General features: G+C 27.8%; 27 protein-coding genes. 25 read left to right on the top strand and 2 right to left on the bottom strand.

Going from position 1 to position 21,283, the window contains the following annotated elements; genetic code table 11:
* Positions 1-10: 10 nt before the first annotated feature.
* A complete protein-coding gene (locus RGC78_RS04015) occupies positions 11-472 on the bottom strand; it encodes an ImmA/IrrE family metallo-endopeptidase (RefSeq protein ID WP_252226227.1) in 462 nt (153 codons plus the stop codon).
* A 17-nt stretch (positions 473-489) separates the two neighbouring features.
* A complete protein-coding gene (locus RGC78_RS04010; RefSeq protein ID WP_252212566.1) occupies positions 490-855 on the bottom strand; it encodes a helix-turn-helix domain-containing protein in 366 nt (121 codons plus the stop codon).
* Positions 856-1,110: 255 nt separating this feature from the next.
* Here RGC78_RS04010 and RGC78_RS04005 point away from each other — a divergent pair, with 255 nt between their 5' ends.
* The 25 genes from RGC78_RS04005 (at position 1,111) to RGC78_RS03885 (ending at position 21,258) form a co-directional block, all read left to right on the top strand.
* Positions 1,111-1,620 (top strand): helix-turn-helix domain-containing protein, encoded by a 510-nt coding sequence (locus RGC78_RS04005; protein ID WP_252212565.1) that lies wholly within the window; start codon positions 1,111-1,113, stop codon positions 1,618-1,620.
* A gap of 363 nt (positions 1,621-1,983) precedes the next feature.
* Positions 1,984-2,400, top strand: a complete 417-nt coding sequence (locus RGC78_RS04000; protein WP_252212564.1) for a phage tail terminator family protein — start codon at positions 1,984-1,986, stop codon at positions 2,398-2,400.
* Entirely contained in the window at positions 2,390-2,545 is a 156-nt protein-coding gene (locus tag RGC78_RS03995) for a hypothetical protein (RefSeq protein ID WP_252212563.1), read from the top strand. The genes RGC78_RS04000 and RGC78_RS03995 overlap by 11 nt, the downstream gene beginning before the upstream one ends.
* On the top strand, positions 2,546-3,856 hold the full coding sequence (locus RGC78_RS03990) for a phage tail sheath family protein (protein ID WP_252212562.1): 1,311 nt from the start codon (positions 2,546-2,548) through the stop codon (positions 3,854-3,856).
* 18 nt (positions 3,857-3,874) lie between these two features.
* The gene (locus RGC78_RS03985) at positions 3,875-4,342 is read left to right on the top strand and encodes a phage tail tube protein (protein WP_012450094.1); all 468 of its coding nucleotides are present in this window, start codon (positions 3,875-3,877) and stop codon (positions 4,340-4,342) included.
* A gap of 349 nt (positions 4,343-4,691) precedes the next feature.
* Positions 4,692-5,105 (top strand): phage tail assembly chaperone, encoded by a 414-nt coding sequence (locus RGC78_RS03980; RefSeq protein WP_252212561.1) that lies wholly within the window; start codon positions 4,692-4,694, stop codon positions 5,103-5,105.
* 195 nt (positions 5,106-5,300) lie between these two features.
* Positions 5,301-7,253 carry a tape measure protein gene (locus tag RGC78_RS03975; protein ID WP_309556098.1) on the top strand — a complete coding sequence of 651 codons (1,953 nt, stop codon included), beginning with the start codon at positions 5,301-5,303 and terminating at the stop codon, positions 7,251-7,253.
* Positions 7,253-7,915 (top strand): LysM peptidoglycan-binding domain-containing protein, encoded by a 663-nt coding sequence (locus RGC78_RS03970; protein ID WP_309556097.1) that lies wholly within the window; start codon positions 7,253-7,255, stop codon positions 7,913-7,915. Before RGC78_RS03975 ends, RGC78_RS03970 begins: the two co-directional genes overlap by 1 nt.
* An 11-nt stretch (positions 7,916-7,926) precedes the next feature.
* Positions 7,927-8,898 carry an XkdQ/YqbQ family protein gene (locus RGC78_RS03965; protein ID WP_309556096.1) on the top strand — a complete coding sequence of 324 codons (972 nt, stop codon included), beginning with the start codon at positions 7,927-7,929 and terminating at the stop codon, positions 8,896-8,898.
* 3 nt (positions 8,899-8,901) lie between these two features.
* Positions 8,902-9,231 (top strand): DUF2577 domain-containing protein, encoded by a 330-nt coding sequence (locus RGC78_RS03960; RefSeq protein WP_309556094.1) that lies wholly within the window; start codon positions 8,902-8,904, stop codon positions 9,229-9,231.
* The gene (locus tag RGC78_RS03955; RefSeq protein WP_309556092.1) at positions 9,224-9,631 is read left to right on the top strand and encodes a DUF2634 domain-containing protein; all 408 of its coding nucleotides are present in this window, start codon (positions 9,224-9,226) and stop codon (positions 9,629-9,631) included. The genes RGC78_RS03960 and RGC78_RS03955 overlap by 8 nt, the downstream gene beginning before the upstream one ends.
* A 2-nt stretch (positions 9,632-9,633) precedes the next feature.
* Positions 9,634-10,680 carry a baseplate J/gp47 family protein gene (locus RGC78_RS03950; RefSeq protein WP_309556091.1) on the top strand — a complete coding sequence of 349 codons (1,047 nt, stop codon included), beginning with the start codon at positions 9,634-9,636 and terminating at the stop codon, positions 10,678-10,680.
* Complete coding sequence (locus RGC78_RS03945; protein WP_309556090.1) at positions 10,670-11,278, top strand: putative phage tail protein; 609 nt, start codon at positions 10,670-10,672, stop codon at positions 11,276-11,278. Before RGC78_RS03950 ends, RGC78_RS03945 begins: the two co-directional genes overlap by 11 nt.
* Positions 11,279-11,284: 6 nt before the next feature.
* Complete coding sequence (locus RGC78_RS03940) at positions 11,285-12,733, top strand: phage tail protein (protein ID WP_309556088.1); 1,449 nt, start codon at positions 11,285-11,287, stop codon at positions 12,731-12,733.
* A gap of 29 nt (positions 12,734-12,762) precedes the next feature.
* A complete protein-coding gene (locus tag RGC78_RS03935; RefSeq protein WP_309556087.1) occupies positions 12,763-13,080 on the top strand; it encodes a hypothetical protein in 318 nt (105 codons plus the stop codon).
* A 12-nt stretch (positions 13,081-13,092) separates the two neighbouring features.
* Positions 13,093-13,281, top strand: coding sequence for a hypothetical protein (locus tag RGC78_RS03930; RefSeq protein WP_309556085.1), 189 nt, complete (start codon positions 13,093-13,095; stop codon positions 13,279-13,281).
* A gap of 55 nt (positions 13,282-13,336) precedes the next feature.
* Positions 13,337-14,713 carry a phage tail protein gene (locus RGC78_RS03925; protein ID WP_309556084.1) on the top strand — a complete coding sequence of 459 codons (1,377 nt, stop codon included), beginning with the start codon at positions 13,337-13,339 and terminating at the stop codon, positions 14,711-14,713.
* A gap of 11 nt (positions 14,714-14,724) precedes the next feature.
* The gene (locus RGC78_RS03920) at positions 14,725-15,132 is read left to right on the top strand and encodes a hypothetical protein (RefSeq protein ID WP_309556083.1); all 408 of its coding nucleotides are present in this window, start codon (positions 14,725-14,727) and stop codon (positions 15,130-15,132) included.
* On the top strand, positions 15,125-15,256 hold the full coding sequence (locus RGC78_RS03915; RefSeq protein ID WP_309556082.1) for an XkdX family protein: 132 nt from the start codon (positions 15,125-15,127) through the stop codon (positions 15,254-15,256). Before RGC78_RS03920 ends, RGC78_RS03915 begins: the two co-directional genes overlap by 8 nt.
* 253 nt (positions 15,257-15,509) lie before the next feature.
* On the top strand, positions 15,510-16,853 hold the full coding sequence (locus RGC78_RS03910) for a Vps62-related protein (RefSeq protein ID WP_309556081.1): 1,344 nt from the start codon (positions 15,510-15,512) through the stop codon (positions 16,851-16,853).
* An 85-nt stretch (positions 16,854-16,938) separates the two neighbouring features.
* Entirely contained in the window at positions 16,939-17,139 is a 201-nt protein-coding gene (locus RGC78_RS03905; protein ID WP_012423645.1) for a BhlA/UviB family holin-like peptide, read from the top strand.
* Between the two features lie 138 nt (positions 17,140-17,277).
* Positions 17,278-18,072, top strand: a complete 795-nt coding sequence (locus RGC78_RS03900) for a GH25 family lysozyme (protein ID WP_309556080.1) — start codon at positions 17,278-17,280, stop codon at positions 18,070-18,072.
* A gap of 297 nt (positions 18,073-18,369) precedes the next feature.
* Positions 18,370-18,906 carry a hypothetical protein gene (locus RGC78_RS03895; RefSeq protein ID WP_252243555.1) on the top strand — a complete coding sequence of 179 codons (537 nt, stop codon included), beginning with the start codon at positions 18,370-18,372 and terminating at the stop codon, positions 18,904-18,906.
* 249 nt (positions 18,907-19,155) lie between these two features.
* The gene (locus RGC78_RS03890; RefSeq protein ID WP_309556079.1) at positions 19,156-20,202 is read left to right on the top strand and encodes a phosphodiester glycosidase family protein; all 1,047 of its coding nucleotides are present in this window, start codon (positions 19,156-19,158) and stop codon (positions 20,200-20,202) included.
* A gap of 18 nt (positions 20,203-20,220) precedes the next feature.
* Positions 20,221-21,258, top strand: coding sequence for a hypothetical protein (locus RGC78_RS03885; protein WP_252212542.1), 1,038 nt, complete (start codon positions 20,221-20,223; stop codon positions 21,256-21,258).
* The last annotated feature ends 25 nt before the right edge of the window (positions 21,259-21,283 follow it).

The following is a 21,283-nucleotide window of genomic DNA, read 5'->3' as shown; positions in this document are numbered from 1 at the left end:
TTCTTTTTATTTAAACTAATTTCAATATTCCTAAGTTTGGTTCAAAATATATTAAATAAGAGTCTATCTTATAGCAAATACCATATTTTTTTCTGTAGTTAATAATGGTATCATTTAAGAATTCTTCAGTTACCCCAAAAAAATCAGCTAATTCATATTTATTTTTCACACCATAATTATAAGCACAAATTAGATCTTTTATTTCAATAAGTTTTTCATTTGCCCATCTCCGAGCTCTCAATTCTTGTTTTTTACTGTTAAGATTATTATAGTCAATTATATTTCCAAAGGATGTTTCATGATGTCCTATCTCTTCAATTAGAATACATTTACGTTCGATATCTGTGTCAATATCAGAATTAATAAGTATTCGGCTATTCTTATATAATCCCTTAAAATTAAATTTTAATTTTTTTTCTTTAATATTTAACCCCTTATTTTGAGCATATATAAGCAAATCTTCATATGTCATTAAATTACTCATGTAAGTTACCAATTTTCATCATCAAATAAAGCATCTATGTAATCTTTTAGTAATTTGACTTTTTTTGGAGTTAAATGTTTATCTTCTAAATGTGCTGCAACTGTATCAATTTGTTTTTGTTTTTCAATATCTACATTTTTTATTGAATTTTCATCTATAATATCAATTTTTGTTTCTTCAAAAAAATCATTTACGGATATATCAAGAGAAGAAGCTAGTTTTTGAAGTGTTATCATTCGAGGATTTAAGGCCTTACCAGTTTCTATATCTGAAATTGTACTTGGTCCAACACCACTCAAATCTGATAGGTCTTTTAATGTAAATTTTTTTTCAAATCTTTTATTTTTTAAAAAGTTACCTATATAGCTCATAGAAATCACCCCTTTATATTTATTCCGGTTTACAGAAATATAATATCACTTAATATGGAAAAAGTAAACAATTGTATACAGAAAACTGAATAAATGAGAGAAAATGCATAAAAATTAAACTAAAATACCGGAAAAACGTAACAAATTAGATTTGCATAAACGGGAAACCGGATATAAGATGTATTTATAGATTAATTAGAGTTTTGATGTGTTTTAAAACAAAGTTTAAATTTTATTGAGGGGGAGTAAACAATTATGGAATTACAAGAAATGAATATAGAAGGAATTATAGAAATGGCAGTTAAAACAGCAATAAAAGAATATGACAAGGAACAAAAAGATTTAGATAAGAAAAAAGTTTTTCATAATACCAAATTATTAATGAAACATTATAATGATTTAAAATCTCATATTATTTATTCAATAAGTGATATAAATGATATAACAAATACTGATAAGATTGAATTAGAAAAAGAAGAATATGATGAATTATATATATTAAGTATAAAACAAAGTAAAGTGAAAACATTAATAATGATATCGCATATAGATTCTTCATTAGAGGTATTAAAAAAAGAGCAAAGAAAAAAGGGTGTTGTAGAGAAATATTTGGCATTAGAAAAACTATTTATAGATGAAAAGACATATGAAGAAGTTGCAGAAGAGCTTAATTGTGGTGTTATTACAGTTAGAAGATGGGTTAAAGAGATGTTAGAAGAGTTAGGAATATATTTATTTGGAGTAGAAGGAATGAAGGTATGTTAAAATACAATGACAAATACATGAAAAAAAGATGCTATTTTAATGAAATAATAAACGTGAGATAATGGTATTGTGGAAAAGTAAGAAAACACAAAAACAACAATTTAAATATAGTTATATGGGAAAAGCACTTGTATGAAAATATAGGTGCTTTTAATTATAACAAAGCTAAATTGTACACATGAAATATCGTTTTGAAAAATAGATGAAAAAAAGATGTTATTTTAATGAAATAATAACCATGAGATAATGATATTGTGGAAAAGTAAAAAAAGACATATGATTTTAGGTACCTAAAAATATATATAAATTTAAAAATCTTATATTATTAAAACGAATCAGCCTTGAAGGGAGGTGATAATTTGAATGATAAGTAAATTAAAGCTTGAAATTAATAAAATGTTATCTCAAAATTTTCATGAGATAAATATATATGATGATGCTATGGAGCAAGGTTTTACGAAGCCTTGTTTTTTTGTGCAAGTATTATCTTCAAAACAAGTAAAAGAATTAAATAGACGATATAAAGAAGTTATATATTTTGATGTAAATTATTTAAGTAATAAAGAAAGTATTAATTTAGATTATTTTAATATGGCTGATACTTTATATAAAACACTTGAATATATAGAGGTTGATAATAAAAAGTACAGAGTATCTAATAAAGAGCATGAAATATCAGATGGAATATTACATTTTAAGTTTCAAGTAAAGTTTAATATATTAAAAACAATTGAAGAAGTAAATATGCAAAAGATGGGGGTAGATATTGTTGGAAAGTAAATTTTCAAAAGAGCAATTAGTACAATCTAAACATTTTACAAGAAATGAAAAGGACATTTTAAATGCATTATTAACAAAAGAAGAATATAGCATAAATGATGCAAGAGATGTAATAAACAAATTTTATAATATGGAGGTCAAATAAATGGCAGGTGGAACATGGGAAAAACAAAATAAAATAAGAGCAGGAGCTTATGTTAATTTTAAAAGTAAAAAGAATAATGATAGTAGCAATAATGAAAGAGGGGTAATGGCTTTACCGTTAGTATTGCCTTTTGGACCAGAAAAAACAATAGTAAAAATAGATAATGAAACAGATTTGTTAGGAGTAATAGGAATAGAACTAAATGAAGAAAGCCTTCTAATGCTTAAAGAAGGCTTAAAGAAAGCAAAAACAGTTTTATTATACAGACTTAATGAAGGTGTTAAAGCAACGAAGAAACTAGGAGAATTAGCAGTAACATCAAAATGGAGTGGAAGTAAAGGAAATGATATAAGAATTCAAATTCAAACTAATGTAAATGATGAAACTAAATTTGATGTAATCACATTCCTAGAATATACAAAACTAGATACACAAACTGTAAAAAATATTGATGAGTTAGTATCTAATGCACTTGTAGACTTTAAAGGATCAGGTGCACTAACTTTATCTGCTGGAGCAAAACTAGAAGGTGGAGAAGATAAACCTATTACAGGAAAGGATTATGTAGACTTTTTAGCAGAATTAGAATTATTTGATTTCAATACTGTAGCAATACCGTATGATGAGTCAGACACTAAGTTGGTTGTAAAAGAGTTTATTAAAAGATTAAGAGAATGTGAGGGAAGAAAAGTTCAAGCTGTTTTACCAAACTTTGCAGAAGCAGACTATGAAGGGATTATATCTATAAAGAATGGTGTGTATCTTAAAGATGATGTACATGTAACTAATGTACAAGCAACAGCATATGTAGCAGCGTTAACAGCAAGCTCAGGTTATGCTGATTCTAATACTTATGCTTTATATGAAGGTGCAAGCAATGTTGATGTTAGATATGCAGATAGCGAAATAAAAGAGATAATCAAAAAAGGTGAAATAATCTTCATCAATAATAAGCAACAAGTTTTAATTGAACAAGATATTAACACATTAAAGACTTTTACAGAGGATAAAAAATCTGACTTTAGAAAAAACAGAGTTATAAGAGTTTTAGATGGAATAAATGACAAGATTAAATATAAGTGGGAAGAATCTTATATTGGCAAAGTAAGCAACAATGAGGATGGAAGAAACTTATTTAAGAAAGATATATTAAATATTTTAGAAACATTACAAGGACAAGGAGCATTAGAAAATGTAGTTGTAGATGATATTGAGGTACTTAAAGGAAATTCTAATGATTCTATTGTTGTAAATGTTAATGCGCAACCAGTAGATAGTATGGAAAAAATATATATGACTGTATTTATATAATGATTGGAGGAATATTAAATGAGTAATTTTTTAAATTTTAGTGATACTTTAAGTGGAACAGAAGCAAAGGGGTTCATAACTGTAAATGGTAGAAATGAGGAATTATTTTATGCTAAAAAGTTAGAATCAGATGCAGAAAAAACTAAAACAACAGGTAAAACTTTAGGCAGTAGAGTTGAACAAAATAAAGCTACAGGCTGGAAAGGAACAGGAACACTTACAATTTATTATGTAACATCTTTATTTAGAGAAATGATGATAAAGTATATTAAAACAGGAAAAGATGTTTATTTCGATATGACAGTCACTAATGAAGATGCAACTTCTACAGTTGGAAAGCAAACAATTGTATTAAAAAAATGTAACTTTGATAAAGTAAGCATGGCTATGTTTGATGTAGAAAGTGAAGTTTTAGAAGAAGAAATGGCATTTACTTATGAAGATGTTGATTTATTAGATAAATTCGGAAAACCAGTAATTGGTTAATATTATAAATCTACTCTGTTTTAGCAGAATACGTTGATATATTCAATGGGTAAAGTGGCATTGTAATTGGACTTTGAGAATAGTTAAGTGAGAGTAAAAATTTTATATTTTACGCCTCGAACTTACTCAGTGACTTAATAGGAATCGAGTTTCCTCTTTTAAGTCACAATTTTATATTGGGAGCAAGCTAAAATGGGACTATACTCATTTTTAGTATTCCTAAGTTCAATTACTCAGTCCAACTTTACTTATGAATATATCAACGTATGCTAAAACAGAGTCTTATTTATGCTTTGAGTATTAAATATTAGTGTAAAAACAAAAACGATTAGTGAAGGAGTATGGAATAATGAATAATTTTGAAGATTTTTTAATGGATAGTTTTGAGGATACACAAGAAATTGAAAGAGAAGTAACAATAGGTGGTAAGAAAAAGCTTATGAAATTTAGACCTATTTCTGCTGAAATGGGGGATAGAATAAGAAAGAAAAATAGAAAAACTAAATTAATAAAAGGTCAAAGAATAATGGAAACAGATCAAGATAAATATGTATCTGATTTAATAATTGAAACTACAATTTGTCCTGACTTAAAAAATTCAGAACTACAAGCTTCATGGGGAGTTCTTGGTGCTGAAGAGCTACTAAGTGCAATGAAATCTAAGATGAGAGATGGAGAATTTTCAGATTGGTCATCAATAGTAGGAGAAGTTAATGGCTATGATAAAAGCGTTAATGATTTAATTGAAGAAGCAAAAAACTAATTAAGGAGGGAGATGGTGAAGCATCATATGCTCACTATGCCCTCCATAAATTAAAAATACTACCTCATGAATTAATGAATTTATCTAGACAAGAAAAGGCGTTTATATATGCTTCAATAGATTTACATGTAGAAAAGGAAAAGAAAGAAGCAAATAGGATGAAGAGAAAAAGATAAAAGGAGAGGAGGTAATATTATGGCATCAATGGAAACGGGCTTAATGGTAATGGATGGTATGGTAAATCAACCAGCATTACAACAACCAATAATGCCTAAGTTTCAACAAACATTACAAATGCAGCAAATACAATTAATACAACAAGAAATTTCATTAACAAATGTTTTACAAATAAATGTTCAAAAAGCAGCAGATGAACAAGATAAATTAAATCAAAATGTAAATAAAAGTACATCTAGTATGTCTGCACTAGCAACAAAGGCATCAGAAACATTTAAAAGTTTTTTCAATGCAGAAACATTGAAAAATGGAATATCAGCAGTTATAGGTGAAGCAAGTAAAATGCAAGACAAAATGATTTCAGTACAAGGAATGCTTGGAAATAAAGAGGCAGGAACAGCTTATTTTAATCATCTTCAAAAACAGGCTAATGAATCAGGATTTTCATTTGATGAACTTAAAAATAATGCACAATCATTTATGGGAGTAACTAAAAATACAGAAAGCTTAGATAAACTAGCCAATTTATCAGAACGTTTATCACTTGGTAATTCAGGAGAAGGAATATCTGGAGCAGGTGGAGCTATTAATAGTATGCTATCTGGAGATGGATCTGATCTTAAAGATAAGTTTGGATTTAGTAGCGAAGATATGGGAGTTTTACAAGCAAGTAAGGATTTAGATGATTTTACTTCAAAATTTGATGTGTTATTAAATAAAAAAGGCTTAGATTCTTCAATGCTAGATGAATTTAACAATTCAGCATCCTCACAATTTGAGAATCTTAAAGAAAACTTTGATAGTAGTTTAGGTACGATTGGATTAGGGTTATTGAATGCTATCAATCCAGCAATGCAAATGTTAAATGAAATGTTTTCCGATGGAGCTTTTCAGGGAATAATAAGTGGTATATGTATGGGAATTGGTTTGATAGCGACTTTAATATGTTGGGTTGGAGATGTAGTTACAAGCAATTGGGACATAATACAACCTATGTTGATATCATTAGGAATAGCTTTATTAGCTATATTAATACCACTTGTATTTCAATTTGCATTTGCATGGGTTATAGCTAATTTACCGATATTGATTTTAATAGGCACAATAATGTTACTTATATACTTTTTGAATTTATTTGGAATAAATTTTCAACAGATAATAGGTTTTATAGGTGGACTCTTTATGGGATTTGTAGGTTTTATATATAATAGCATTGCTTTAGTCTGGAATATAGTTGCTGCATTAGCTGAATTTTTTGCAAATGTATTTAATCATCCATTGTATTCTGTTCAACGTTTATTTTATAACATATGGAATTCTATTGTTGAATTCATAGGTGGAGCTTTAGATTGGATTGTAGAAAAAGCTAAAAGTATTCCATTTCTAAAAGATTTAATTGGAGATTTTTCAATAGGGTCTTTTAAAATGGATATACCAGAACCACCAGAGGATTATGTAAGTGTACAAAGAATGGAAACAAAGGATTTAAATGGCCAATTTAATTTAGGTTATAGTAGCGGTAGTAATTTTGTAAATGGTATTTCAGATAAGTTTAAAAATAATGATGCTATTTTAAATTCATATAATGAAGATAACATGGGAAATAATTTTAATAATTCTCTATTAAATCAAGGTGGAAATGTTTTAGGGGGCACTCCAAGTGATATGGGTGGAGGTAGTGATGCTTTAACTTCTGCAATAGACAATACTAATTTAGGTAATAATGTATCAGAAGGGTCAGAGGCCATTAAGGGGATAAATGATAGTGTAGAAGTTTCAAATGAGAATTTAGATTTAATGAATGATTTAGCAGAACTTGAAAGTCTTCAAAATTTCATAACACTCACTCCAACTGTACAAGTAACCACAGGAGATATAAGAAAAGAAGCAGATATAGATACAATTATATCTAGAATAGAATCATATATGGAAAATGAAATGACTAATAGTGCAGAGGGGCTGTATGCGTAATGAGTAAAAGATATAAGATGCGATTAAGTGTAAATGAAGGCAGAGAAGGATTTGTTTTACCAGTTCTTCCACAAGAGATTGAAATAAGTGATAGTGGAGATAACAAAACTCATAATGTAATAAATATAGGTGAAGTTAATGTAATAAATATTCCTAAATTAACTAAAATATCATTTAAAAGCTATTTCCCAAGAAATAATGGTCCTTATGTGAATGATAAGCATTTTTTTAGACCACATGAATATATGAATAGACTAAATGAATGGCGTCAAAATGCAGAAAAAGTAAGATTTATATTTATAGGTTCAGAATTTGCAATAAATGATTTATTTTCTATTGAAAATCTTAAATTTACCGAAAAAGGTGGAGAAGTAGGAGATATATATTATTCAATAGAGTTAAAAAGATATAAACCTTATTATGCTACAAGAGCAGTTGTAATGGAAACAAAAAATGGTATCATTGTTGAAAATTATAATACTACACTTAGACCTGATGATAAAGTAAAAGTTAATAGCCATAAAGTAGTTAAAGGTGAAAGCTTATGGCATATTGCAAAAAAATATTTAGGCGATGGAAACAGGTATAAAGAAATTGCAGAACTTAATAATATATCAAATCCAGGTTTAATATATCCTGGACAAGTTATTAATATTCCATAAAGGAGGTTAGCATGAATATAGAATTATTAATTGATGATAAAAAAAGTAATATCTATAATCTTAGCAATCTTATAAAACAAGTAACATGGAAAACAAAAAGAAAAGGAAGTCCTTCAAGCTTAGAAGTGACATTGTTAACAGATGAAACATTAGGTGTATCAAATGGTGACATAATAAGATTTAAAGTTGATGGGGTTAATATTTTCTATGGTTATGTGTTCAAACATAGTGGTAATGAAGGAGAAGAAATAAAATTAATAGCTTATGATCAAATTAAATATTTAATGTATAATGATACTTTTTCAGATGTTAACCTAAAAGCAAGTGATGTAGTTGAAAGGATACTTTATAATCTAGGATTGACAAAAGGTATTATAGAAGATACTGGTTATGTAATTCCTAGATTTAACGAAAAAGATAAAAAATTAGTAGATATTATTTATAAAGCATTAGAAAAAACATTAGGTTCAACTAAAAGAACTTTTGTTTTATATGATGATTTTGGAAGTATTAATCTTAAAGATATAAATAATATGAGACAGGAATTAATAATATCTGAAAATACTAATTTAGGAAAATATGATTGGAGTAATTCAATCGAAGATAGTTATAATGCTATAAAGCTTGTTAGAAAAAGTGAGGATTCAGAAGAGGAAGAAGTATACACTACTGAAGATAAAAATAACATGTATAAATGGGGTAAACTTCAATTTTTTAAAAGCATTGATGATAAAGTGAATAAGGCACAAATAGACGAAATACTCAAAGCTCATTTAACATTAAAAAATAAAGAGAAGAAGTCATTAAAACTTAAAGATGTTTTAGGAACTGACATTAAATTAGAGGCAAAACTTAGAGGGGGATGTGGTGTGTGGGTTGATATAAAAAGATATGGAATAAATGAAATGTATTTAATAGAAGAAGCCACACATAAGTTTTCTAAAGATGGACACATAATGGATTTTGATTTAAAGGTGGTGTAAAGTTTGGCTAGTATGATAGAAATTATAAAACAAGCAAGTGTAAATGCAATTAATGCTGGAAATCCTTTAGATATAGAATTTGGAACTATAATAGATGATAATTTAACTGTTAGGATAGATCAGAAAAGAATATTACAAAAAGATTTTTTTGTTGTTCCAGAAAGCTTAAAAAGATATGAAATAGATTTAAAACATTCTCATTCAGAAACATCATCAGCTCTTGGCACAATAGTTATTAGAGAAGGATTAAAAAAAGGAGACATTCTTGCATTGTTAATGATTGAAAAGGGAAGTAGATTTTTAATTCTTGATAAGGTGGGAAAGTATGAATAATTTTAGTATATTGCCTCAAGGAGGCATAATAAAAGATATTGATATTATAAAAGAAAAAAAGCATCCTAGTAAAACTTATAAGATCAAAGAAAATAGAATAATTGGATTTTGTGATGAGATAGAAGCACTTAAACAAACAATATATTTTATATTAAATACAGAGAGATATGATTATTTAATATATCCTGATAGTTATGGAAGTGAATTTAGAAGAACTATAGAAATGGACAGAGATATTGCAGAGAGTGAACTAAAGCGTAGAATTAAAGAAGCATTAACCCAAGATGATAGGATTGAAAATGTAGATGAATTTATATTTGAATATGAGAAAGACAGTGTATTAGTAAAATTCACTGTCTTTTCTATTTACTCAAAATTATATGAAAGTGTGGTGATTTAAATTTGTTTGAAGTAAAAGAAGAGGATTTATTAAAAGAGATGCTAGATAAAATCCCTAATGATTTGGATAAAAGAGAAGGCAGTAGTTTAATATATAATGCCTTAGCTCCAGCAGCACAAGAAATATCAAAACTAAGATCTGATATGGATAGATTTTTAGAATATACTTTTGCATCACCTAATATACCTGATGAATATTTAGATAAAAGATGTGTTGAACATGGAATTGAAAGAAAGATGGCAACATATGCAATAAAGTTAGGAACGTTTTATGATACAGAAGAGAAGTTAATTGATATTCCATTGAAATCTAGATTCTCTATAGATAAGACTAATTACATTGCAACAGAAAGAATTGAAAAGGGAAAATATAAAATGCAATGCGAACTTATAGGGACTAAAGGAAATTATCCAAGTGGGAATTTACTTCCTATTGAATACATTGAAGGATTAGGAAAGGGAGCTTTAGGTGAAACAATACTAGATGGTGTTGATACAGAAAGCAATGAAAGCTTATTTAATAGATTAATGGTAAAAGTAAGAACGCCATCAACATCTGGGAATAAATATGATTACTTAAATTGGGCTTTAAGTGTTAATGGAGTTGGAGATGCAAAAGTAAAGCCATTGTGGAATGGAAATGGAACTGTAAAAGTGTTAATAGCAGATACAGATGGTAGAGCACCTGTGGAAGATTTAATAAAAAAAGTAAGTGATGTTATAGAAGAAAAAAGACCTATAGGAGCAACCGTTACAGTTACAGGAATAAAAGAAGTTAATATTAAAATTTCTACAAAGGTTATTTTACAAGAAGGTAGTGTTTTAGAAGCAATAAAAGATATGATTATTTCTAATATTAACTCTTATTTTAAAAAGATAAGTTTAAAAACTAATATAATAAGATTTAATAGAATAGTAAACTGTATTTTAGATGTGGATGGAGTTGAAGATTATAAAGAAATTACTTTAAATGGAAAACAAAAGGATATAAGTTTAAGCGAAGATAGCGTTCCAATATTGGAAAGTGTGGTGGTAGATGGTGTTAATTAAGAGCTATGTACCTTTTTTTATATCACAAATTAAAGAATTTGCAAAAATATATGATCTTGAGCAAGATGAAATTGAAAAACTGACTTTAAATATAAGAGATTTACTAAATCAATGTTTTGTAGAAACATCAACATGGGGAATAAAATATTGGGAAGACTTTCTTAACATTGTTCCAGATGATTCTAAATCAATAGAAAGTAGAAGATCAAATGTATTAGCAAGGTTAAGAGGAGAAGGAACAACATCAAAAGAGGTAATAAAACAAATTGCTAAAAGTTTTATAAATGATGTTGAGGTAAAAGAAAAAAATGAGAATTATAGCTTTGAAGTATATCTAAAATCAAGAGATGGATTTTCAAAAATGCTAGAGCTGTTATATTCAGCAGTAGAAGAAGTAAAACCAGCACATTTAAAAGCAAAATATAAACTTATAGCTATAAATGAAAGTTCTATATATTTTGGTATAGCTCCTATGGATGGAGAAATTTTAACTAGTTATCCATGGAGTTCTAGTGATATTAAATCTAATAACAAAGTCAATATACAGATTATGCAAAATAGAAGCTTAGAAAGCTTAATTATATATCCAAAGGGGTGAATATAAATGGAAGAAAAATTTTATACAATATTAACAAATATAGGGAAAGCAAAGATAGCTAATAGCAGTGCATTAGGAAGTAAGGTTAATTTTGCAAAAATAAAAGCTGGAGATGGAAATGGAAAATACCATGAGCCAACAGAAGATCAAATAAAGCTTGTAAATACTGTTTGGGAAGGCAATATAAGAAACATTGAGGTGACTAAAGAAAATCCTAATTGGATAGAGATAGAAGCAATAATTCCATCAGATGAAGGTGGATTTACAATTAGAGAATTTGGAGCATTTGACCAGGATGATAATTTATTAGCAATATCAAAATGTCCAGAAACTTATAAACCAATAATATGTGATGGAAGTATAAAAGAACTATTAATAAAAATGGTACTCTCAGTAAGTAATACAGACAATGTTTCACTAAAAATAGATCCAACAATAGTGGTTGCAAAGAAAAGTGATGTTGATAAAGTTAGTGTTTGTGTTGATGAAATTAGGTCACAAATGAAAGAAATTGCGAACGATAGTTATCCAATAATAGAAGCAACAGGAACTAATAATTATGTAGGAGCTAGTGCAAGAATAACTAGCTTAAATAAAGGTACAAGATGTACTTTGTTTGTAGCTACAGGTTCTATTGGTAATTGTAGTTTGAATTTAAACAATTATGGAGTAAAAAACATTAAAGATAGCTTTGGAAATATAGTTACTAATCTTAAAGCTAATATTCCATACAACTTGTGTTACAATGGTTCGGATTTTATATTACAGGGTAAAGGAGGTGGTGGAAATGCTATAACTGATAAAGTATTAAATGGTAGTACATTTACAAATGATAGTGGACCCCAAACAGGAACTATGCCTAATCAAGGAACCAAAACAGCAACTTTAAATTGTGGAGGAAGTTATATAATACCTGCTGGGTATCATAATGGAAGTGGGAAAGTAACAGCTAATAGTTTAGCTAGTCAAACACAAGGAAATGGTACAGCAGCACAAATACTAAGTGGATATTCTGCTTGGGTAAACGGTAGTAAGATTAATGGAACATATGTAAAAGGTACAGAGTTAAAAATAACTGCAGGGGTAAACGTAGAATTAGCTTATAAGGATTCTTTAACAGCAAAAACCAGATCCGGACGTTATGTTTGTATAACTGAATTTTCTAATATTATAGCAAGAAATAGTACTTGTTTAGTTAAGTATACCGCAAGGAATCCGTATGATATATCAAGTATAACAGGTAATGTTGGCTTGTATGTAGATGATAAGTTAATAGGAGAAACACATTATATGGGGAGACGATCTTTAATAGAATATAAAGAAACAGTAACTATACAACCAGGTTCTAAGATTCATATAAAGCTTGTAGCTAATTTTGATAACTCTAATTATTATATAGAGTGTAGCAAAATATCTGTATCTTGTAATGAAAATTATGCTATTTGTACTAACTAAGTTTAATAGGAAAGCGAAAGGTGATGAATATGAAAATATTAGCAGTACACAATCAAACAGGACAACTTATTTTTACGCAGACAAATGCTATAGAACAATATAGTTGTTTGGTAGAAGAAGTAGCAGAAAATAAAGAGGTTATAGGTGTAGACTTAGAAACTAACAAGTTTATTCTTGTAGATAGATTTGCAACAACAGAGGAAAAAGAACAGCTTAAGAGAGAATTAGAAGCTAAAAATTTAGAACTAGAGAAGAAAAATAAAGAGTTAGAAAATAAAGAAAATGAAAATATTAAATTAACAGATAAAGTTATTGAGATTACAGCTAAAAATTTAATAAATCAATAGGAGGTACAATTTATGTTTGAAACTTGTAAAAAACAATATGAAGGAAAAATTGAGAGAGGATTATTAACAAATGAATATGTTGAAAAACAAAAGGTTTATATAGGAATATTTTTAATGAATGAACTGCTTACACAAGAACAATATCAAGAGGTATTAGAAATATTAACAGCTAATGTTAAAGTAGAAAATACAGTAGTTTAGTTCGCAATAGGAATAAAATAGGAAGCACATATAAATAGAAAGGAGAGTTTAATAAATGTCTGAAAAGTTTTATACTATATTAACTAATATAGGAAAAAGTAAAATTGCTAACTTTGCAATTAATGGAGAAGAAGTAAAGTTCGTTAAACTAAAAGTTGGAGATGGAAATGGGAAGTATTATAACCCAATAGAAAATCAAAAAGATTTGATAAATACAGTTTGGGAAGGAAAGATAGGAAATATTCAAATAGATAAAGACAACCCTAATTGGATAGTTTTAGAAGCAATAATTCCACCAGAAGTCGGAGATTTTACAATTAGAGAATATGGAGCATTTGATGAAGAAGATAATTTACTGGCAATATCAAAATGTCCAGAAACTTATAAACCTACAATATCTAATGGAAGTACAAAAGAATTAATAATAAAAATGATACTCTCAGTTAGTAATACTGAGAGTATTTCTTTTGAAGTTGATCCTAATATAATGCTAGCAAAAAATAGCAAAGTAGATGAGATAGATAAAAAAGTTAATCATACTATTTCGAAATTGAAAGATATGGGGAAGAATTTATCTCAATTAAGTAATCCTAATCTTTTAATCAACGGAGGTTTTAATGTAAATCAACGTGGAAAAGATTCATACACTGCCACAGGTGGTTCTTTCTATTCTTTAGATAGATGGGTAAGTTATAATTTAACTGATGATACTACACAAGTGTTACCACAAGCAAGTGGGGTTATTGTTAAATCAACAAATGGTGGTGCAGGGAGATATAGACAATGGGTAGAATTGCAAAAAACAACACTATATTTAAATACACCTCTAACGTTTTCGGTTAAAATTAATAACCCTTGTACCAAATGTTCAATGATAATAATAAACAAAAATAATGGTATTTTAGCTAGTAAAGAATTTAGTAATGTATCAGCTAATTCTGTTTTATCATTAACATACGCCCTGTCGTCTGACGTAACTGATATAATAGGTGTTCAAATTTCGACTAGAGATTCTAATGGAATCTACCTAAAATATGCAAAATTAGAATTAGGTTCAGTAGCAACGCCTTTTGTACCTAGACCTTATAGTGAAGAATTGGCATTATGTTGGCGTTATTTCAGAAAATTAAATATGGATGGTATTGCAGTGTTAACAGATCCTAGCACTGTGGTATTACACCTAGGTGGCAATGTTCCGATGCGTGTAAATCCTTCAGTAAGTTTTTCAACTACAGCATACTTACACACCAATGGAGAAACTTCTGCAATTAATATAACAAATGCAACTTTCAATGGCGACTCTGGACAAACGTTATATGCTGGTATTTCTGGTGTTCCGGGAGGAAAGTATGGTACAATAAATGCTTCATCAGCTGCTAATGATTTTGTATCTGGCGCAGTTTGGCTATATCTAGATTCGGAAATATATTAGGAGGTGTAAAAATGCAAGAAAATAAAATAAAGGTTTATATAAAAATAGATGAAAATAATTGTATTATAAATATTAATTCATCTATATTTTTGGATGATATAAAAGATTATATACAAATAGACGAAGGGGATGGAGATAAATATTCTCATGCACAAGGTAATTATCTTGAAAAGGGTTTAATAAATAGTAAAGGTAGATATAATTATAAATATGTTGATAACAAAGTTATAGAATTAACCGAGGAAGAAAAGGAAAAGTTATTTCCACCTGTACCAGTTCAACCAACACCACAGGAATTATTAAATTCTAAGTTACTTATGGATAATGCCAACATACAATTAGAATTAGATAATCAAAAGAAACTTAATGCAGATTTGTTATTAAAAATGGCACAGCTAGGAGGTGTAACAAATGTTTAGTTATATAAAAGAATATTATAATTTAAAACTATATGATAATGAAAAGGTAAAAGTATTTGTTAAAGTTAATTGGATTACAATAGAACAATATAAGGATATTACTGGAGTAGATTATGTAGCTTAGTTAGTTCACAATAGCAAAATATGATGTAAAAACAAAATTAAATAAAGCAATATATCAGGACTAGAGATAGTCTTTTTTTTATTGTCTAAAAATAACAGATTAAAATCAATTATATGATAAAAAGTAAAAAATTACTAAATTTCTTAGATATAAAGGAATTTGTATTACGATTATTGTTGGTTTTTACCATATATAAAGTTAAAATATTTTATGAACGCGTTCAATAATGGAAATAAGGGAGAAATAATATATAATGAAAAATTGTTATAAAAGAATACTTATCATGTTTGTAATGACATTAACCATTATGGGAGTTGGAGCATTTCAAAATAAAACTATTGCTAATGCTGAAACTCTTCCAAAACTTGAATTAAAAGAAGCAACAAAATTTAGTTTAGCTTGGAATGATCGTGGTAGTGGTGCAAAGTATGATGGAGCTTTCTATAGACTAACAACTGATACGGGATATGTACCTGTTGGATACTATGGTCAAGAAAATTATAATGATCCAAATAGTGATGTGTTAAAAGTACTTACAGTTAAATTTACTGATGGTATAACAGCTTATCCAATAGATTATAAACTAATATGGAATGATAAAGGTTCTGGTGCAAATATGAATGGATATTTTTGGGAACCTATAGCTCCAGAAGGATATGTTGCTATGGGAATGATTGTAACTAATGGATCTAAGCCATTAGAAAAAGACGTAGTTTGTATAAAAGAAGAATATACGGAAAAGGGTTGTGCTGGAAAATTTATTTGGGATGATACTAATACAGGATCAGCTACAAACTTTGGTTCATGGTCTATAGATCCTATAAAAAATACTAATGGAGAATTTACTGGTGTATCTGCTAATACTTTTGTTGGAATAACTTCACTTGATAAAAATAGTACAACTGATAATCCTGTTTTAAATGTTTTTAAAAAAGATTTAATAGTAAATACTAATGAATCAATATCATTAGATCATTCAATAATGAATTTAACAGTAAATGATTCAAAACAATTAACAGCGACAACTACACCTTCAGCTGTAGATATAGATTGGTCAAGCTCAGATGAAACAGTTGCAACAGTAGATTCTAATGGAAATGTTAAAGCTATAAAAGAAGGACAAGCAACGATAACATCACAAATTAAAGGAACAGATATAAAAGCTAATTGTATGGTTACAGTTACAAAAGAAGATAAAGAACCTGAACCAATAGATCCGGAACAAGAGTATATAATTAACACTGCTTATGCCAAAGGCGATAATACTAATAATGCTAGTGGTCAAGTATCTATAATATTTAGGGGAGTTACGGAGGCACAATTAAAAGTTGTAAAAACAGCAGATGTAGATTCTGTATATGTGGGAGATAATTTTACATATACAATAGAAGTTACTAACACAAGTGATAAAACTGCTAAATCAGTAGTTATTAATGATAGTGCTCCTAATCATATTCAATTTATACCTAATGGAGTAACAACAACTCAAGGGCTAATTGATTCAAGTTCAACATCTAAAAGTATTATAGTTAATGTTGGAGATATTCCTCCATCAGGAACAGTTATAATAAAAATACCAGTTCTTGTAGTGGAATAAAATTATAGTTAAAATTTATTAAGGCACTCACTTAAATGTAGGTGTCTTTTCTTATATCCAAAATTATATTAAAAGGAGCAACTTTATGGATGAAATAATGAAAATGGCTTTAAGTCAGGGCTTAGGATATGCGTTATTTGTTTTTTTATTATTATATGTTCTTAAGACAACTGGTGAAAGAGAAAATAAGTATCAAACTTTACTTGATGCATTAGCAGAAAAGTTTAATGTTGTTGAAGACATAAAAGAAGATGTGAAAGAAATTAAAAATAAGATTGAGAGCTAGAAATAAAAATAGAGTAGATTTTATAAATAAGTTGATATATGTAATGATATTTTACTTATAAATATATATTAATATATTTTTCAAATAGAGTATCGATGAAACTAAAAATTATTTATTAATTATGAAAGGTGAGGTTGTATGCGAGGTATAGATGTAAGTAATCATAATGGAGATATAGATTTTAATAAAGTAAAAGAAGACAATATAGAAGTTGCTTATATAAAAGCAACTGAGGGGACAACCTATGAAGACCCTTACTTAAATAAAAATTATAATGAAGCTAAAAAAGCCGGTATTAAGACTGGCTTTTATCATTTTTTAGTTGGTTCTTCTGAGCCAGAAACTCAGGCAGAAAATTTTTATAATAATATAAAAGACAAGGAGAATGATTTAAAACCTTGTTTAGATATAGAAATAAGCAATTTTAATGTAATGGATTATGCTCTAAAATTTATAAAAAAGTTTGAAAGTTTATGTGAATTACAACTTTGCATATACACTTCGCCTTATTTTGCAAATGAAAACTTAGATTCTAGAGTAGCTAAATATAAATGTTGGATAGCTCATTATGGCGTTGAAAATCCTATGAAAACAACTATATGGGGAGAAAATTATGCAGGACATCAATTCACTGAAAACGGTAAGATAAAAGGAATTGATACTAATGTAGATATAAATAATTTTACAGATGCTATATTAGTAAAACATAAGAAAATAGGATATGTAATAACTGATTACTTGCCAGATGGGTATAGGGGAAATAACGAATTTAAGGGTGTTGATCTAGAATATGTTTTAAGTTATTTCAATGATATTAGATGCTATGTTAGAAGCGATAGTAAAGGCATTTGGTTAGAAACTCAGGTTTTACCTATGAGTAAGTGCCAAGAATTAAAAATTAAATTAGGTAATTGGTTCTACTGTATAAAATAGATTTTTAATAAAGGATGATAATGCAAAAATAATCCTCCAATTTTTAGATACTATTTCTCAAACAAAAATTAGATTGATATTATAATAGTTATTATTAATAACAATGTAATAAAATCATGCATATAATATTGTATGAAGTTATAAAGTTTATAATTTCATGAGTTATAGTAATCAGAGTTACTTTTGCTTTTGAGATTTGTTTGGTGATATTCCTATAATAAGAAATGTAATGTTTGCTAAAAGAATAAGTATCTATCTATTAAATGTTAAAACTAGATTACACAAGGAGGATGTAATATGAGTAAATTATATTATAAGGAAGAAATAGCCGCAAATGATGAAATAATTGAGAAGTTAAATGTAAATGATAAAGAAGAAGATAAAAATTTAAATATAGATATGGAGACAACTGAGGAAATAAATAAAGAAATAGATATAGCTAATGAAGAAGAGAGAAAAAGATGGCATTTTGGAAAACATGTTGATCTTTCAGCAAATTGCAATTTCGAAATGCATGTTAATTCTGAAAATAAGATGATTTATGTATGTCCAGGAAAGGCTCAATACTTTTTAGCTAGTTCATCAAAATGTTGTGGACCAATTAGTGTTAAATATTTAGGCCATAATTATGATGAAAGATGTAAAAAAATATATGGATGTCTTGGAACGTATTTTGTATTTGATTCAGGAATAGTTATTATTCCTAAAAAACAATTACACCCTGGCGCTATAGATGTTTTACCATTCTTAGCATATGATGGATGCAATTATTATAAATTTGAAGTAATATTCACTTATTCTCCATGTGAATGCTGTAAATGTTGTAGTAAGTAGTTTTTTAAAATAAATGTAAATATATTTTAATATAAACAAAAGAGTTGATCTAAATGATTAAAAAACAATTTAGATCAACTCTTTTGTTATCTTAAGTTCTATAAGCAATTTTAATAGGGAAGTTTAAGAAAGAATATAATACTTTTCCAAAATATGTTGACAATTTAACTTTTTTGTAATATTTATACAAAGAGATATATGATAAAATCTTATGTAGAGCATTAACGCTTTTCAAGGTAAGGAGAAATTATGAATAAAAAAGTTAAAAAAAAACCAACAAGAAAAAAAGCGAGGCGTGAGAAGAAAAAGAAAAAATCATTTTCGGTATTTGTGGGATTAATATATGTTATTACTTTTTTAGTAATAACAACACCTTTAGTATTAATTTACGGCCCATATGACAAGACAAGGAAAACTTTAATTTCAACAGTGTTAGCTACTCGCCATGCCTATTTAGTAAATGATTTTATACCACAAAAAACATTAGATAAAATATTTGGAAAAAGTGAAATTGAAGAAGAAAGTGTTCCAACTAATACATCTATAGATTTAAACAAAATAGATGTTAAATATGATTCTGGAAATAATGTAACTAAATATGATATACATACAGAAAGATATGATGGTTATATGTTAGAAATAGAAAATCCACATAAAGTTAAAGTAGCTATGACTAAATATCTTGGAAAATTAGGTCAGAAGACAAGCGAAATGGCAGAAGAACATAATGCAATAGCAGCTATAAATGGTGGAGCATTCTCAGATACATCTTCAGATGGAGTAATACGTGCTGGCACAGGGGGAAAACCAGAGGGGTTTGTGATTTCTAATGGAAATGTTATATATCCTACTACAAAATGTGATGAGCATTTTATTGCGAATGTAATTGCATTTACTAAAAAGGGTCAATTAATTGTAGGAAATCATACCCTAGCAGAATTAAAAAAACTTGATGTGCAGGAAGCAATGTGCTTTAGGGAACCTAACGTAATAATAAATGGAGTTAGACAGCATAAAAAAGAAGACTATGTAGATGGAATTAATCCTAGAACTGCAGTTGGACAAAAAGAAGATGGAACAGTACTATTTTTAGCTTTAGATGGTAGAAAATTATCTAAACCAGGAGCTACAATATATGAAGTTCAAGAAATAATGAAAAATCGTGGAGCTATAAATGCAGGTATGCTTGATGGTGGATATTCAACGACTATGTATTATAAAGGTGATGTAATAAATTCTCCTAATTCGTGGGATGGAGAAAGAACTGTTGCTACAGCATTTTATGTTGAACAGTAAGTTAGGAGATGAAATATTATGAAAGTTTTAAATAAATTATTAATTTTTACATTTGTAGCATTTATAATTCAACAAGGAATATTTTTATATATTGAAAATATATATTTATCATCAAACATGGATATTAAAATAGAAAAATCTGATGACAGTGAAGTTAGTAAAAATGAACAAAAAGAAGTTGAATTAAAAGAAAATGTAGATGATTTAAAAGTATCTTCTAATGGTAGATATATTGCAGGGCTTCAAGATGGAAGATTAAAAGTATTAGATAGTGATGAAAATAAATATAAAGACGTTAAAAATAATGTTAATAGTAATATTGTATTTTACAAATGGGTTACAAATTCAGATCGTATAATTGCCATACAAAAAATAAAAGAAAAAGGAAGAAATTATTTTGAGCCAATAGCATTTAATGCTAAAAATGGGGAACAAATTGAACTTGCAGACTTTGATTTTAACAAATTAAGAGTGAGAATTGAAAATAGTGAGGATAAAGTAGAAGATATTCCTTTTTCAATAGGAACCCATAGTTTATATATTAAAATTAAAAAGAGTAATGAAAAAAGTGATTTATATTATGCAAACACTATGAATCAATTAGAGAAAAAGAGAAGTAATAAAGAGATAGGTAATATTGTTATCCCGACTACAGGAGCTAATGCAATAATGGAGATGGGAACTCAAGTAACAATATTAGATAAACCAGATAATTTATTGATACCTAATACAAAAAATCCAAAGTTACTAGGAGCAGATATAAACGATAATGTATATTTTGCCTCAGAAGTAGATAATAAGGTTGTAAAAATATATTATGCAATTTCATCTGATAATTATAAAGATTGGAAAGAATTCAAATTAGATAATCCAGTAAATAAAGAAGATGTATTAGTTGATTATAGTGGGAAAGTTTATATTAATGATAATGAAAAGAAATCCGTAACAGAACTTACAAGTAAAAAAACAATTAAGTATAAAGGTGAGTTAATCCAAACATATTCTAAAGGAGTTATATCGAAGAATGGTAATAAACTAATAAAGAACAGTATATAAGAAAGTAAAAATGCTACTAAATTTA

The sequence above is a fragment of the Clostridium aquiflavi genome, assembly GCF_031344075.1.
GTDB lineage: Bacteria > Bacillota > Clostridia > Clostridiales > Clostridiaceae > Clostridium > Clostridium aquiflavi.
The sequence above is the reverse complement of the archived record's forward strand: the minus strand, read 5'-3'. Positions and strand labels throughout refer to the sequence as shown.

Excerpts from the sequence above, each read along its gene's own strand:
- RGC78_RS03940 (WP_309556088.1), top strand. The coding sequence starts at position 11,285 with ATGGAAGAAAAATTTTATACAATATTAACAAATATAGGGAAAGCAAAG.
- RGC78_RS03975 (WP_309556098.1), top strand. The coding sequence starts at position 5,301 with ATGGCATCAATGGAAACGGGCTTAATGGTAATGGATGGTATGGTAAAT.
- RGC78_RS03980 (WP_252212561.1), top strand. The coding sequence starts at position 4,692 with ATGAATAATTTTGAAGATTTTTTAATGGATAGTTTTGAGGATACACAA.
- RGC78_RS04005 (WP_252212565.1), top strand. The coding sequence starts at position 1,111 with ATGGAATTACAAGAAATGAATATAGAAGGAATTATAGAAATGGCAGTT.
- RGC78_RS04000 (WP_252212564.1), top strand. The coding sequence starts at position 1,984 with ATGATAAGTAAATTAAAGCTTGAAATTAATAAAATGTTATCTCAAAAT.
- RGC78_RS03955 (WP_309556092.1), top strand. The coding sequence starts at position 9,224 with ATGAATAATTTTAGTATATTGCCTCAAGGAGGCATAATAAAAGATATT.
- RGC78_RS03990 (WP_252212562.1), top strand. The coding sequence starts at position 2,546 with ATGGCAGGTGGAACATGGGAAAAACAAAATAAAATAAGAGCAGGAGCT.
- RGC78_RS03885 (WP_252212542.1), top strand. The coding sequence starts at position 20,221 with ATGAAAGTTTTAAATAAATTATTAATTTTTACATTTGTAGCATTTATA.
- RGC78_RS03895 (WP_252243555.1), top strand. The coding sequence starts at position 18,370 with ATGAGTAAATTATATTATAAGGAAGAAATAGCCGCAAATGATGAAATA.
- RGC78_RS03900 (WP_309556080.1), top strand. The coding sequence starts at position 17,278 with ATGCGAGGTATAGATGTAAGTAATCATAATGGAGATATAGATTTTAAT.
- RGC78_RS03965 (WP_309556096.1), top strand. The coding sequence starts at position 7,927 with ATGAATATAGAATTATTAATTGATGATAAAAAAAGTAATATCTATAAT.
- RGC78_RS03890 (WP_309556079.1), top strand. The coding sequence starts at position 19,156 with ATGAATAAAAAAGTTAAAAAAAAACCAACAAGAAAAAAAGCGAGGCGT.
- RGC78_RS03925 (WP_309556084.1), top strand. The coding sequence starts at position 13,337 with ATGTCTGAAAAGTTTTATACTATATTAACTAATATAGGAAAAAGTAAA.
- RGC78_RS04010 (WP_252212566.1), bottom strand. The coding sequence starts at position 855 with ATGAGCTATATAGGTAACTTTTTAAAAAATAAAAGATTTGAAAAAAAA.
- RGC78_RS03970 (WP_309556097.1), top strand. The coding sequence starts at position 7,253 with ATGAGTAAAAGATATAAGATGCGATTAAGTGTAAATGAAGGCAGAGAA.
- RGC78_RS03935 (WP_309556087.1), top strand. The coding sequence starts at position 12,763 with ATGAAAATATTAGCAGTACACAATCAAACAGGACAACTTATTTTTACG.
- RGC78_RS03915 (WP_309556082.1), top strand. The coding sequence starts at position 15,125 with ATGTTTAGTTATATAAAAGAATATTATAATTTAAAACTATATGATAAT.
- RGC78_RS03910 (WP_309556081.1), top strand. The coding sequence starts at position 15,510 with ATGAAAAATTGTTATAAAAGAATACTTATCATGTTTGTAATGACATTA.
- RGC78_RS03920 (WP_309556083.1), top strand. The coding sequence starts at position 14,725 with ATGCAAGAAAATAAAATAAAGGTTTATATAAAAATAGATGAAAATAAT.
- RGC78_RS03985 (WP_012450094.1), top strand. The coding sequence starts at position 3,875 with ATGAGTAATTTTTTAAATTTTAGTGATACTTTAAGTGGAACAGAAGCA.
- RGC78_RS03930 (WP_309556085.1), top strand. The coding sequence starts at position 13,093 with ATGTTTGAAACTTGTAAAAAACAATATGAAGGAAAAATTGAGAGAGGA.
- RGC78_RS03905 (WP_012423645.1), top strand. The coding sequence starts at position 16,939 with ATGGATGAAATAATGAAAATGGCTTTAAGTCAGGGCTTAGGATATGCG.
- RGC78_RS04015 (WP_252226227.1), bottom strand. The coding sequence starts at position 472 with ATGACATATGAAGATTTGCTTATATATGCTCAAAATAAGGGGTTAAAT.